This is a genomic window from Acinetobacter sp. YH12134, from assembly GCF_013418555.1.
GTDB classification, from domain to species: Bacteria; Pseudomonadota; Gammaproteobacteria; order Pseudomonadales; family Moraxellaceae; genus Acinetobacter; species Acinetobacter indicus.
On sequence record NZ_VPBT01000001.1, the window covers coordinates 72,642 to 86,717 of the forward strand.

Annotated in this window: 12 protein-coding genes, 1 tRNA gene and 1 pseudogene; 4 read left to right on the forward strand and 10 right to left on the reverse strand. The window is 44.5% G+C overall.

Annotated elements, in window-relative coordinates; translation table 11 throughout:
* The first annotated feature begins 177 nt into the window (after positions 1–177).
* Entirely contained in the window at positions 178–795 is a 618-nt protein-coding gene (gene thrH, locus FTU69_RS00340) for a bifunctional phosphoserine phosphatase/homoserine phosphotransferase ThrH (RefSeq protein ID WP_075168141.1), read from the forward strand.
* 59 nt (positions 796–854) lie between these two features.
* On the opposite strand, the gene FTU69_RS00345 is transcribed toward thrH, so the two are convergent.
* From FTU69_RS00345 to fahA, 7 genes and pseudogenes are all read right to left on the reverse strand, one after another.
* The gene (locus FTU69_RS00345) at positions 855–2,006 is read right to left on the reverse strand and encodes an OmpP1/FadL family transporter (protein ID WP_087662246.1); all 1,152 of its coding nucleotides are present in this window, start codon (positions 2,004–2,006) and stop codon (positions 855–857) included.
* 309 nt (positions 2,007–2,315) lie between these two features.
* The gene (locus FTU69_RS00350; RefSeq protein ID WP_180054229.1) at positions 2,316–3,818 is read right to left on the reverse strand and encodes an outer membrane protein transport protein; all 1,503 of its coding nucleotides are present in this window, start codon (positions 3,816–3,818) and stop codon (positions 2,316–2,318) included.
* 455 nt (positions 3,819–4,273) lie between these two features.
* On the reverse strand, positions 4,274–4,921 hold the full coding sequence (locus FTU69_RS00355) for a 3-oxoacid CoA-transferase subunit B (protein ID WP_163141373.1): 648 nt from the start codon (positions 4,919–4,921) through the stop codon (positions 4,274–4,276).
* A 3-nt stretch (positions 4,922–4,924) separates the two neighbouring features.
* Positions 4,925–5,626, reverse strand: a pseudogene (locus tag FTU69_RS00360) (CoA transferase subunit A).
* 18 nt (positions 5,627–5,644) lie between these two features.
* The gene (locus FTU69_RS00365; RefSeq protein WP_104487515.1) at positions 5,645–6,220 is read right to left on the reverse strand and encodes a VOC family protein; all 576 of its coding nucleotides are present in this window, start codon (positions 6,218–6,220) and stop codon (positions 5,645–5,647) included.
* Between the two features lie 25 nt (positions 6,221–6,245).
* Positions 6,246–6,884 (reverse strand): maleylacetoacetate isomerase, encoded by a 639-nt coding sequence (gene maiA, locus FTU69_RS00370; protein WP_104490737.1) that lies wholly within the window; start codon positions 6,882–6,884, stop codon positions 6,246–6,248.
* Positions 6,871–8,181, reverse strand: a complete 1,311-nt coding sequence (gene fahA, locus FTU69_RS00375; protein ID WP_180103310.1) for a fumarylacetoacetase — start codon at positions 8,179–8,181, stop codon at positions 6,871–6,873. Before fahA ends, maiA begins: the two co-directional genes overlap by 14 nt.
* A gap of 233 nt (positions 8,182–8,414) precedes the next feature.
* On the opposite strand from fahA, the gene FTU69_RS00380 reads away from it, so the two are divergent.
* Complete coding sequence (locus FTU69_RS00380) at positions 8,415–9,191, forward strand: IclR family transcriptional regulator (RefSeq protein WP_180103311.1); 777 nt, start codon at positions 8,415–8,417, stop codon at positions 9,189–9,191.
* A 112-nt stretch (positions 9,192–9,303) separates the two neighbouring features.
* Here the strand turns inward: FTU69_RS00380 and FTU69_RS00385 are convergent.
* Positions 9,304–9,376 (reverse strand) — tRNA-Arg (locus tag FTU69_RS00385).
* 85 nt (positions 9,377–9,461) lie between these two features.
* The gene (locus FTU69_RS00390) at positions 9,462–10,817 is read right to left on the reverse strand and encodes an amino acid permease (protein ID WP_180103312.1); all 1,356 of its coding nucleotides are present in this window, start codon (positions 10,815–10,817) and stop codon (positions 9,462–9,464) included.
* A gap of 329 nt (positions 10,818–11,146) precedes the next feature.
* Between FTU69_RS00390 and prpF the strand changes: the two genes are divergently transcribed.
* Together prpF and FTU69_RS00400 are read left to right on the forward strand one after the other, a co-directional pair.
* Positions 11,147–12,337, forward strand: a complete 1,191-nt coding sequence (prpF, locus tag FTU69_RS00395) for a 2-methylaconitate cis-trans isomerase PrpF (RefSeq protein ID WP_168408405.1) — start codon at positions 11,147–11,149, stop codon at positions 12,335–12,337.
* A gap of 209 nt (positions 12,338–12,546) precedes the next feature.
* Positions 12,547–13,455 carry a farnesyl diphosphate synthase gene (locus tag FTU69_RS00400; protein WP_104505624.1) on the forward strand — a complete coding sequence of 303 codons (909 nt, stop codon included), beginning with the start codon at positions 12,547–12,549 and terminating at the stop codon, positions 13,453–13,455.
* Between the two features lie 36 nt (positions 13,456–13,491).
* Here FTU69_RS00400 and FTU69_RS00405 read toward each other — a convergent pair whose 3' ends face one another.
* Positions 13,492–13,848 (reverse strand): hypothetical protein, encoded by a 357-nt coding sequence (locus FTU69_RS00405; protein ID WP_005179658.1) that lies wholly within the window; start codon positions 13,846–13,848, stop codon positions 13,492–13,494.
* Positions 13,849–14,076: the final 228 nt, after the last annotated feature.

The following is a 14,076-nucleotide window of genomic DNA, read 5'->3' on the forward strand; positions in this document are numbered from 1 at the left end:
ATGGCAAAACCTATATTAATTTATTTTGGCTGTATTTTAATAGAAATGCCAAAACCGACTTATCACTAAAAAATCAATGCTTATGAAAAAAATAGATTTAAAAAAGAACAAGTCAAAAGCACGATCTTGGTCTATGATAGAGCAAATTTTTTTCAATGACAGATATGGGGAGCATTCATGGAAGTTGTATGTCTTGATCTTGAAGGTGTGTTGGTTCCAGAAATTTGGATTAACTTTGCAAAAAAAACTGGGATTAAAGAGCTAGAAGCGACAACCCGTGATATTCCTGACTATGATGTATTAATGACACAGCGTTTGAATATCTTAAAACAGCATGGTTTAGGTTTAAATGATATTCAGGAAGTGATTGCCGATATGGGCCCATTTCCGGGTGCTAAAGAATTTGTGGAATGGCTACGTACCCATTTCCAGCTGATTATTTTATCTGATACCTTCTATGAGTTTGCACATCCGTTAATGAAGCAACTGGGCTGGCCAACTATTTTCTGCCATAAACTGGAAACTGATGAAAATGGCATGATCACCGCGTACAAGCTGCGTCAACCTGACCAGAAGCGTCAGGCCGTAAAAGCATTACATGGTTTGAATTTCCGTGTGATTGCCGCAGGCGATTCTTATAATGACACCACCATGCTTGGCGAAGCCGATGCCGGTTTCCTGTTTGATGCACCTGAAAATGTGATTGCAGAATTTCCACAGTTCCCGGCCATTCATGGCTATGAAGCGCTAAAAGAAGCGATCCGTAAAGCTTCAGTGCGTGATATCCCTGCTTAAAGAATTTAAGTAAATAAAAAGGCGCTATAAGCGCCTTTTTTATTGAATCTATCAAAAAATCAGAAGCGGTAACCGATTTTCATGCCATATGCGATTGCAGTGTTATCGGTGAACTCTCCTACAACATTAGGGCCTGCTTTAGCCTCAGCGTCACCTAACCACATATAGCGAACACCTGCTTGAATAAAGTAATTTTCGGCTGGGCTATATTGTCCACCTAAACCTACACCCCAGTAACCTTCGGTTGGTCCTAGTGTTGTTACAGGATTACCTGCACCTGAGTCATAACTTACTAAAGCAGAGCCAGACCATTTGTCGCTAAATTTACGGCCAACACCAACATTTGCAGACCATTGATCATCTGAGTAGTCAATCAAATTACTACCTGAGCGTAATTTTAATAAATTAGGTGTTACTGCAAATTGGCTCCAATTTACCCAGCGTACGTTAGCAAAGGCTAAAGTATTTGCTGCAATACCTGTTTGAAGATCTAAATTTACAGATTGAGGTGTTGTAGCTGTAACATCTGGTGAAAGAGGCGATGCAATAGTTCCAAATCCAAAGCTCTCTGTTGAATTTGCCTCATGATCGATTTCTGAACGATAAGTAATAGCTGCTTTTAAAGCAATTTCAGGGATTTGATAGGCGAAACCAGCAAGCCAGCCCCAAGCTTCTTCTTCATCAAGTTTAATATCATAGCCCGAATTTCCATAAGCTGCACCTCGTAATGCAATTTTAGCTTCTACAGTTTGCCAAACAGGTCCAGCATAAAAATTCCAGTTTTCAGTTGGTTGATAACCGATTAAAGCTGTAAGGTTATTAGTTTTTACTTCTACTTGAGTGCTTTCTCGTTGAGTACTAAGAGGATTTACTTGTGAAAAACTTACATTATTTGTTGGATAAATTGAATCGGCACCATAAGGTTGATCATAAATCAGACCTAAAGATATTTTATCAGTTGCTTGAACTTTAATAGCAGCAGATGGAAAGTAGTAGTCTTCTGCCATGTCGCTGATAGATTCATTACCTAGTTGAGGAATAGATTTTCCAGATACGCTAGGATCAATCACAGTAATACCTGCTTCAGCATAATTACCCGGCTGTAAAAAAGCAGAAATAGATTGACCAGAACGGTCTAAACCAGCAGCAAGTGCAGGTGTAAGTGGAAGAGTACTAAGTAAAATAGCTGAATAGATTTTATTGAGCTTCATGGCCGTTCCCTGATGCTTTATGTAACAAAAAGTGCAGGAAAAGTAACACATATAAAAAAAGAGTAAATGCTCAACTTCGCAGAATAAATGAACTGAATAAGTTATAAATAGCAGTTGATTAGAGCAAAAGTACTATTTTTAGGTCTTAAGTGAATGAATTTTATTAAATAATTTTTTAGGGTAATGTTTGGGTAAATATGAGTTTAATTGCTTTTAATTTAAACATTTAATTAACACTTGTTTAAAAACGAGTGGGTTTTAAGTGCAAAAAAGCCCCCCCGAAGGGTGGCTCCTTTGAAAACTAAGAGATTAGAATCGGTAACCAATTTTTAAGCCGTATGCCCATGCATCGTTGTCTTCAAACTCTGCAACATAATCAGAACTGCCTGCTTGAGCACCTGTTTGGGCTTTAGCATCACCCAACATGAAGTATTTTACACCACCTGCAATAAAGTAGTTTGGTGCAGGTGAGTATTGAACCCCTAGACCCACGTTCCAATAACCTTCAGTAGGACCAAGAGTTGATACAGGGTTACCTGCGCCAGAATCCCAACCTACAGATACGTTGCCAGCCCATTGGTCATTTAATTTGCGACCAACACCTACAGTTGCAGAAATTTGGTCATCTTCATATTCAACTAGATTAAAGCCATTAGGACGTTGAACTAGAGGACCTACAGCCTCACTTACAAGACCAAATTTATGTGGACGGATAGAGAACTTAGACCACTCTACCCAACGTAAGTTTGCAAATGCCACAGTATTTGCCATGATTCCAGTTTGGAAATCTAAATTTACAGACTGTGGTGTGGTAATTGTAGTTTTACCTTCTGAAGTTGCGATAGCACCTGCTGCTGCCGCACCATTCGGCAGTAATGCTAATGCTTCAAGAGTTGGTAATGTTTCGCGCACATTAACGTCGTGATCAATCTCTGAGCGATACGTTAGGGATGCTTTTAATGCAATTTCAGGAATTTGATAAGCAATACCTGCTAACCAACCTACAGCGCTGTCTTCTGGAATGGAGGCATCATAGCCATTGTATAGGCTGTATGCCTGACCACGTAAAGATACATTACCTTTAATAGTTTGATAAACAGCACCACCATAAATATTCCAGTTCTCAGTCGGTTGATAACCCATTACAAACGATAGATTTTGAGTATCAACTTCAACTTGAGTATTGCCTACACCCAGTAAATCATTGACATCGGCCAATCCTGCATCTACACGAGCTGTAACACCAGCAAGAACGCCAGCGTCGATTTGTTGCTTAACTGCATCTACAGTGTTGTATGCCGCTAAAGTACCTTGGTATTGAAGTTGTCCAGCAGCAGTTGTTAAGTCTACACCTTGGGCTTCCAGGGCAGCACCAACTCTTTCCTCTGCAGTTAATCCTTCAAATGTTGAAGTGATAGTGTTTTGACGAATCTCAGCCAAAGCTTCAGGCGCTAGAATTGTATTGGTCGTATCTGAAACGAAAACATTGTTACCAGTATAAGCAGCATCAGCACCGTATGGTTGATCGTATAAAATACCAAATGAGAAGTTTTTTGTTGGTTGAAGCTTTAAGGCTGCACTAGGGAAGTAATAATCGCCAGCCATATCACCAATATTACGGCGAGTAGGGGTTTCACCTGCTTCCTTACCAGAAACACTTGGATCTAATACAGAAATTCCTGCTTCAAAATAGTTACCCGGTTGTAAGAATGCAGCCATAGATTGACCAGAACGATCTAGAGCTGCAGCAAAAGCACCTGTCATTGGTACAGTTGCTAAAATCATTGCTGTGCTTAGTGCTTTTAATTTCATTATACATTTCCCTTGGGCTATAAAGTCTTTTATGACAGTTTTTGTTGATGCTTTAAGCTTTCATTTTGGATGATTTCGATTTGTGCAAACCGAGACCATTTGTTACTCCATGTGACAAAAATATCACAATTAAAATAAGAGTAAATGCTCTAGAAAAAACTAATCAGTATAAAAAACACTCTGAATAGAGTATTTGTTCTAATTGGTGTGGGTTTTTTGCTTGTTAGTGATTGAAAATTAAAGAATAAAATTTAAAATCAATCTCTTGTTTGAATGTTTTTAATTGATTGAAATTTGATCGATTTTGGTAGTTAAAAATTTGAGGCTTATTTATGTGAAACTATAATTTTTGAGATTTAATTCAAAATTTTAGAGACTCGCGTGCTCTTAAAAAATCAGGTGATTAGTGGGTTAAAAACAGAAGCAGCTATTTGGCTGCTCCTGATCTGTGTGATTTAAGCTGCATCTAGCCCCGTTGTGATCAGCTTTGCCCCTGTAGCAGCCTGAATTTGTGCAAGGGTCACATCTTTGGCCAGTTCTACGAGCTTTAAGCCCTGTTCAGTCACATCAATCACGCCGAGATCACTAATAATCCGGTTGACGACACCTTGACCGGTCAGAGGCAGGCTACATTCGGAAAGCAGTTTTGGACTGCCATCTTTGGCACAGTGTTCCATGAGCACCACGACTTTCTGTACCCCAACCACCAGATCCATGGCGCCGCCCATGCCTTTGACTTTTTTACCTGGAATCATCCAGTTAGCCAAATCGCCATGTTCCGACACTTCCATGGCACCTAAAATGGCAATGTTGACATGTCCGCCACGAATCATGGCGAAGGACTCTGCGCTCGAGAAAAATGATGCCCCTGCTTGTGCAGTTACCGTCTGTTTCCCGGCATTAATCAGGTCAGGGTCAACCGTGTCCTGAGTTGGAAACTCACCAATGCCCAGCAGGCCATTTTCAGACTGTAGCCAAACGTTGATATGTTCTGGAATGTAGTTGGCGACCAGGGTGGGCAGGCCAATCCCTAAATTGACATAAAAGCCATCTTGCAGCTCAAGCGCAGCACGCTGGGCCATTTCATTTCGCGTCCATGCCATGGTTTAAGCCTCCGCCTTTAAGGTCATCTGTTCAATCCGTTTTTCGGGTGTGCTGTTCAGTACCACACGGTTGATATAAATTCCAGGCAGATGGATCTCGTCCGGGTCCAGCTCGCCGATTTCCACAATCTGCTCGACTTCCGCAATGGTAAATTTGCCGGCCATGGCACATTCAGGATTAAAGTTACGGGCAGTTTTGCGGAATATTAAATTTCCGGCTTTATCTGCCTTGTAAGCTTTAATTAATGCAACATCGGCAGTTAAGGCGTGTTCCAGAATATAGGATTTTCCTTCAAATTCACGAACTTCTTTGCCTTCGGCAATCAGCATGCCGACCCCGGTTTGCGTGTAAAAGGCCGGAATCCCCGCGCCGCCAGCACGTAATTTTTCTGCCAGTGTGCCTTGAGGGGTTAGTTCCACTTCCAGTTCACCACTTAAATACTGGCGTTCAAATTCCTTATTTTCACCAACATAGGAGGAGACCATCTTTTAAATCTGTTTGGTCTGTAGCAGTTTGCCCAAACCAAAATCATCGACCCCAGCATTGTTGGAAATACAGGTCAGTCCAGTCACTCCGGTATTTTTTAGCGCTTCAATTAAGGCTTCAGGAATGCCACAGAGGCCAAAACCACCTACCGCGAGCGTTTGATGATCGGCCACCACATCGGCCAACGCCAGCTCAGCAGTTGCAACTACTTTATTCATCTGTTTTAACCTGCTTGTTTAGCTGTTGACTTTGGCACTGCCAGCATTGTTGTCTAACTCCGAGGCATGCAGGAAATGGGTATGATGTGGCGCGCGTTTGGTTTTGCTCCATTGCTCCAGCATTTCATGCTTCATGTCTTCGGTAATCAGGGCGATTTTTTCTGGCGCAGCTTCATCATCGTAGGCCAGTTCCAGACGATGGCCATTCGGATCAAAAAAGTAAATTGAATGGAAAATGCCATGATTGGTCACGCCTAAAACCTCGACACCATTAGCTTCCAGATGCGCTTTGGCTTCGAGCAGTGCAGCGCGGTCTTTGACTTTCAGGGCAATATGCTGCACCCATTTCGGGGTGTTTTCATCACGGCCCATTTCTGGCTGGGTCGGCAGTTCAAAAAAGGCCAGTACATTGCCATTGCCGGCATCTAGGAATAAATGCATGTATGGGTCAAAGGCTTTGGTCGACGGCACATAGTCTTCGGCAAAAGCCAGAATAAAGTCCATATTCAGGTTTTTTTTGTACCACTCGACGGTTTCTTTGGCATCTTTACAGCGATAGGCAACGTGGTGAATTTTTTCAATTTGAATGGTCATGGTTCAATATCCTTATTGATGAATCTTAGGCGGCATCTGCCTGTGCTTCGGGTGCGGCCTGTTGAAATGAAGGCAGAGTGAGACAATGGCTATAAATCGCGGCAATTTTTGGAAAGTCGGTTAAATTGACATGAAAGCGCTGGGCGTTATAGACCTGTGGAATCAGGCAGCAGTCTGCAAAAGTGGGCTGGTCGCCAAAACAGAAACGGCCATTGGAATCGGTCAATTGTGCCTCCAGACTCTGAAAGCCCAAAGTCACCCAATGCTGATACCATGCCGTTTTCTGTTCATCGCTGAGTTGTAGCGTTCCGCTTAAATATTGCAGCACGCGCAGGTTATTAATCGGATGAATATCGCAGGCAATGCTCTGGCAAAAGGCGCGGATTTTGGCGCGTTGCTGTAGATCGGCCGGTAACAGGGCTGGCTGCGGATATTTTTCTTGCAGATATTCCAGAATGCTCAGCGACTGGCTCAGCTGAAAATCATCCTCCACCCAAGCCGGAATCAGGCCGCTTGGGTTGATTTGACGATAGGCAGGCTGATGCTGTTCACCGCCATTGTTTAGCAAATGTACCGGAATAATCTCAGCTTTTAAGCCCTTCAAGTTCAGCGCAATCCGCACCCGGTAAGCAGCTGAACTGCGAAAATAACTATACAGTTTCATGGGCAGCATCCTGCGCTTCATCTGTGGCAAAGTTAAATTGCACTGCAGGCAAGACGGTGCCGCTGACTTCACCAAAGCCAATGCGCAGGCCATCTTTTTCACAGTAGCCTTTCATGATTAGCGTGTCGCCATCTTCTAGGAAACCACGCTGTTGACCGTTGGCCAAAGTTAACGGTTTGCTGGTGTTCCAGGTCAGTTCCAGCAAGGAGCCATAAGAATCCGGCGTTGGACCAGAAATGGTGCCGGAACCCATTAAATCGCCAACCTGAACATTACAGCCTGAAACAGTGTGATGGGTCAGTTGCTGTGCCATCGACCAGTACATATATTTAAAGTTGGTCTGGCAGATCACATCGCTCTGTTCCGATTGTGCGGCTTTGAGCTCAACCGACAAATGGATGTCATAGCTGTTATCGACCTGTTCTTCACGTAAATAGGCCAGGGGACGTGGCTCTTGCACCGGGGTACGGGTTTTAAACGGTTCCAGCGCCTCCATGGTCACAATCCATGGTGAAATGGATGAAGCAAAGGTCTTGGCATTAAACGGCCCTAAAGGCACATATTCCCATTGCTGGATATCACGTGCTGACCAGTCATTGAACAGCACCATGCCAAAAATATGCTCCCAAGCATTCTCAATTGAGATTGGTTCACCCAGTTTGTTGGGTTTGCCAACAATAAAGCCGGTTTCCAGTTCAAAATCGAGTTTACGGCAAGCCGAGAAAATTGGACGTTCGGCATTTGGTAACTTGATCTGGCCAGATGGGCGTACCACCGGTGTACCACTCACCACCACAGAACTGGCGCGGCCATTATAACCGACCGGTAATTCTGACCAGTTCGGTAATAGCGCATTTTTTGGATCGCGGAACATGCAGCCGACATTGGTGGCATGTTCTTTAGATGAATAGAAATCGGTATAGCCCGGAATATGTACCGGCAGATGCATATGCACTTCTGCCTGAGCGAAGAAAGCCTGCGCACGTAAACTGTCATTGTCACGTAATGTCGGGTTGTCAGCAGACAACAGGCTTTGTAATTCCTGACGGATTTTGCGCCAGTTGTGTTGACCTGATTCAATAAATTTATTCAGGGTTGGCTGATTAAAATAACTTTCGCCGGCCTGAATGCTGAGAAAACCGTTCGCTTCCAGCATGGCTAAATCCACCACCCATTCACCTAAGGCCACACCAATACGGCGCTGACCCATTGGGCTTTCGCTAAATACGCCATACGGCAGGTTCTGAATCGGGAAATCTGAATGTGCTGCAACGTCTACAAATGCTTGCTGAGTCATATGGGGGTTCCTGCATATCTCGATGAAAACGGTCCAGTGTTTTCGATCTGGGAGTGATCTGGATCACTTGATTTTTGTCATAAATCTCATCATACTCATTTTTATTAATTATGCAATAGTTAATTAAATTACGGATATCGTAAAAATGTAAATAAAAGAATTCTGCAGAGATGTATTTATAAATCAGAACAGCACGCTAAAATGCTCGGTGTTTACAGGAGAGTAAAATTCTTATGTCAGAAAAGAATCAGGTGGGCGTGCAATCTTTAGAGGTGGGTTTAACCGTGCTGGATGCGCTGATGACCTATCGTCATCCGGTCATGCTCAAAGATTTATCTGAAAAACTGGCTATGCATCCGGCCAAGGTGCATCGTTATATGGTCAGTCTGGTACGTATGAATTATGCCAAGCAGCTGGAAGATGGTCGTTATGCACTGGGCGATCAGGCTTATCGTTTTGGTTTGAGCTGTATCCAGCGTAGTGACAGTCTGCAGGCGGCACAGGCACAGATTAATGAACTGCACCAGCATCTGGATTGTGGTTTGCAGATTAGCAAATGGACGACGCAAGGCCCACTGATTGTACAGTGGTTAGAGCCGAATCAGCCGGTATCAGTAATTACCCGGGTTGGTTCGATTATGCCGATGCTGAACTCAGCCACCGGCCGGGCTTATGCTGCATTTATGCCGGAAGCATTGGTCCGGCCTTTGCTGGAAAAAGAATGGCAACAGCATCAGGCACAGCAAAAACCGGTCTATCCACAGAACTGGGATGAATTTTTAACATTAAAACAGCAGATTCTAAGTGAAGGTGTGGCCACGGTCGCAGGCGATTTGCTGGCCGGAATTCATGCGATTTGTGTGCCGGTGTTAAATCAGCATCATGAAATTGAATATGCGATTTCGGTGCTGGGCACCGCTTCTGATTTGCCGCTGGATATGCAGCATCCAAAAATCCAGTATTTAAGAGAGATGGCAGCACGTTTAAGCGCACAGTTACAGCCGATTTAAAATGGTGGGGGAATTCGCCAAGGCAGCTACGCGAGTTGCTTCATCTCGGTGAAGTGCTGAAGATAAAAAAGGAAGGAGATGCGCCTTCCTTTTTTATAGATACGATGGTGTGTGTGCCCTGTGGGACTCGAACCCACGCCGGTCGCTTAGGAGGCAACTGCTCTATCCAGTTAAGCTAAGGGCACAAAACGCCCTTAATTTAGCTGAAAAAAAGCTGAAAAAAAAGTTATTACCGAAGTAATAACTTTTTCTTTTGTCAGTAAAAATAACTTAGCTGTTTTTTTGTTTTAGCAATTTAAACAGACCCCACATCAGCACAATCCAGACCGGAATCATATACACCGATTCGCTAAAGCCTTGGGTCCACATAATGTACAGGATGGTGGCAATAAACAGCAGCACAATCACGTTACCCACAGGTGACCACAGTGCAGGGAAAGAGGTGGTTTGACCTGAGTTTTTCATGGCCTGAATAAACTTCAGGTGAGTCAGGGTAATCATGGCCCAGTTCAGTACCAAGGCACCGACCACAATATAAATCAGGTGGCTTAAAGCATCTTCCGGTACAAAGTAGTTCAACAATACACAGCCAAAAATCAGCAGGGCAGAGAACAGCACCGCAGGAATTGGCACGCCTTGCTTGTTCACTTTCAGGAATACTTTTGGCGCATTGCCTTGTTGGGCCAGACCGAACAGCATCCGGCTATTGGCATACATACCACTGTTATAAACCGACAGCGCCGCCGTTAAAATAATAAAGTTCAGCAGATGTGCCGCCCAGCCAATGCCTAACTGGCTAAAGATCATCACGAATGGGCTTTTATCCAGACCGCCCAGTTCCAGCTGATTCCATGGCACTAAGGACAGTAAAATGGTCAATGAACCGACATAGAAAATCAGGATACGGAACACCACCTGATTGATGGCTTTTGGAATAGTCTTTTTCGGGTCCTGCGCTTCAGCTGCCGCCATACCAATTAACTCGATCCCGCCAAAGGCAAACATAAGGAAGGCTAACATGAAGAATAAGCCCTCAAAACCATGCGGGAAGAATCCGCCGTGGCTCCAGAGGTTGCTAAAAGATGCTGTCGAGTTGGCATCTGCGGTCAACAGGAGGTATAGACCAAAAATGATCATCGACACCACTGCGACCACTTTAATAATTGCCAGCCAGAATTCTGATTCCCCATAAAATTTCACATTGCCGAGGTTGATCAGGGTAATGACAATAAAGAAGAACAGGACTGAGGACCAGGCTGGAATATGCGGCCACCAGTAGTTAATATATTTGGCGACGGCGGTCAGTTCGGTCATGGCAACCAGAATATATAAAATCCAGTAATTCCAGCCGGCCAGGAAGCCAGGGAATTTCCCCCAATAGCGATAAGCAAAATGGCTGAAAGAACCTGCAACCGGTTCATGAACAATCATTTCGCCCAGTTGGCGCATAATTAAAAATGCAATCAAACCCCCAATCGCATAGCCTAAAATAATAGAGGGACCTGCGGATTGGATGACTTGAGCGGAACCTAAGAATAAGCCAGTACCAATCGCGCCGCCCATGGCGATGAGTTGGATATGACGGTTCTTTAAGCCACGCTGAAGTTGAGAAGACTCGTTGTTCAAAGTGTTCAGCCCGACAATGTATAATAAGTGGCTCGATTGTAATAGATAGTTGCAAATTAGCCTAGTAGATCACCAGTCGCTTCAGAACAGCTCATAAAATCGAAAATGGTCATTTTGTTGAAACAATAATTGAATCAAGATATTAATTTTATTAGCTATATTTTTTTTAGGCCTGAAAATTTCAAGTGCACAGCCAAAGATTTGGGTGAATTTTATACTTAAGTCCAGTTTGCCTGATTTTTTAAGTAAAAGACGTTATGATTTAAAGCAAGCAAAAAACCTTGCTTGAGATTATGTAATACAACGAAAAATCAAAGGATTAGATAAGAATGCGCTGCGCTCCACAAATTAAAATTGCGGCCACCTATATGCGTGGCGGTACCAGTAAAGGTGTCTTTTTCAAATTGGATGACTTACCAGTCGAAGCGCAAGTGCCTGGAAAAATTCGTGATCAGTTGCTGCTGCGGGTCATTGGCAGCCCGGACCCTTATGGCAAGCAGATTGATGGCATGGGCGGCGCCACTTCCAGTACCAGTAAAACCGTGATTCTGGCCAAAAGCAGCCAGCCAGAGCATGATGTCGATTATCTATTTGGTCAGGTGGCAATTGATCAGCCTTTTGTGGACTGGAGTGGTAACTGTGGCAACCTGACTGCGGCGGTGGGGGCCTTTGCTATCAGTCAGGGCTTGGTGGATGCCGATAAAATTCCAGAAAATGGTCTGTGCACCGTGCGTATCTGGCAGAAAAATATTCAGAAAACCATTATCGCACACGTGCCAATCACCGATGGCCAGGTCCAGGAAACCGGTGATTTTGAGCTGGATGGTGTGACTTTTCCGGCAGCAGAAGTGCAAATTGAATTTTTAGATCCGGCCGATGATGGCGAAGAGGGCGGGGCCATGTTCCCGACTGGCAATGTGGTGGATACCTTTGTGGTGCCGGATGTTGGGACTTTTCAGGCGACCTTTATTAATGCCGGTATTCCGACCATCTTTTTAAATGCCGATGACATTGGCTATAGCGGTACTGAATTGCAGGATGATATTAATAGTAATCCAGAGGCGTTAGCGCGTTTTGAAAAAATCCGGGCTTATGGGGCCAAGCAGATGGGGCTAATTGACGATGTAGCGGAAGCGGCAAAACGTCAGCATACTCCAAAAATTGCTTTTGTCGCGCGCCCACAGAGCTATACTGCATCGAGTGGCAAAAATATTCAGGCTGAAGATGTCGATTTACTGGTGCGTGCCTTGTCGATGGGGAAACTGCACCATGCCATGATGGGCACCGCTGCGGTAGCCATTGGGACAGCTGCTGCTGTGCCGGGGACATTGGTCAATCTGGCTGCTGGTGGTGGCGAGCGTGAAGCGGTGCGTTTTGGTCATCCTTCCGGGACTTTACGCGTTGGCGCGCAAGCAGTACAGGAAAACGGTCAGTGGCAGGTGAAAAAAGCGGTGATGAGCCGTAGTGCGCGGGTGCTGATGGAAGGCTGGGTACGTGTACCGGCCGAGGTGCTGGAATAACACTGACTTTAATCTTGCCTGAATTAATGAATTCGCCTCTATGTTCAATAGGGGCGTTTTTTTATTGAATTAAGGTTAGAGTTTAAAAACTGAAATATCCGCTTGTCTGTAGTTAAGGCTTAAAAAAACTTAAATTAGAGGTACAATGCGGACAGGGGGTTGGCCAGTGACGGCTAACAATCTTATAGAACAACCAATTCGAGGCAAATGTGTCATCTCTCACTGACGTCCCTGTAACCGTGTTGACTGAAGCGCAACAACGTATCCAACAAGATTTATTGACGGCCTTAGACGCTTTTGCCATTCCTGAGCCTTTAAAAGGGGCGGTCTATCATGCGGTGATGCTGGGTGGAAAACGTGTGCGTCCAGCCTTGTGTTATGCCACAGCAGCCTTAAAACCGAATACCAATATGGCGGCAGTACGCCGTGCTGCGGTGGCGATTGAGCTGATTCACTGCTATTCGCTGGCGCATGATGATTTGCCTTGTATGGACAATGATTTGCTGCGCCGTGGCCAGCCGACCTGTCATGCTGCTTTTGGTGAAGATACGGCACTGTTGGCTGGCGATATTTTACAGTCAATGGCCTTTGAGGTATTGGGCAGCCGTCTGTTTGATCAAGGGGCGGCGGTAGATGCGGCAATTGTGCTAAAGCAGATGCAGATTCTGGCGACCGCGTCTTCCAAGATGGTGTGCGGACAGGTGCTGGATTTGCAGGCCGAAGGCAAGCAGGTCGATCAGGCTGCGTTAGAAACGATTCATCGCAATAAAACCGGTGCTTTAATTTCTGCGGCGATTATGATGGCCGCAGTAGCGATTTTTGAGGGTACCGATCGCGCGATTCCACAACTGCGCGAATATGGGCAGGTGATTGGTCTGGCCTTCCAGGTCCAGGATGATATTCTGGATATTATTTCTGATACTGAAGTGTTAGGAAAAACTGCCGGGAAGGATGAACAGGTGGAGAAATCGACCTATCCGGCATTGATGGGACTAGAGCAGGCACAGGCTTATGCCACAGATTTGCATGATCAGGCCCTGCAGGCACTAGACTATTTTGCTGAAGATGCCGCTGCATTAAGAGCCATTTCACAATTTTTATGGCAACGTAAAAGTTAATTAAAAAAGCGTGTTGTCAAAACACGCTTTTTTGTTTTATTCCTGGATTTTGGCATCCGGAGCAATCAGGGCTTTGCCTTTCTTAAGGCCTTCTAGCGCAGCTTGATTAAAGTCAAACAGCAGCTTATTGTCTTTGGCATCAATACTGTAGCGGCTAATCAGTTTCTGGTCACCGTCCAGGGTATCCACCGTGTATTCATCGGCAATATTTAAAATACCATCGAGGTTAATGCTGGCTGAAGCTTTGTCCTGACGGAACAGCTCGTAAATATCTCGTAAATCGAAAATGGCATTGTTTGCGTCTGGATGTTTCTCAATATAATTTTCAATATGACGCATAATTAGCTGGGCAAAGAGAAAGTACTCAGGATGATGGGTAAATTTTAAGCTCATGTATGTACTCCTTATTATTGAAATTTATAGTTCTTCTTAGGAATACCATAAGCCTTCAGATTGATGAAGCCTTAAGCGCTTTAAATTGCAAAAATATACAAATCACGCCGGCGTTCAGGCGCAGAATAGGATCATCATTTCAATTCGGTGTAAATGAAGCCGAATACGGCTGGCAGGATTGGCCATTGCAAATTTAGTGATCAATAGCAGCGACTCATGCAAAATTTT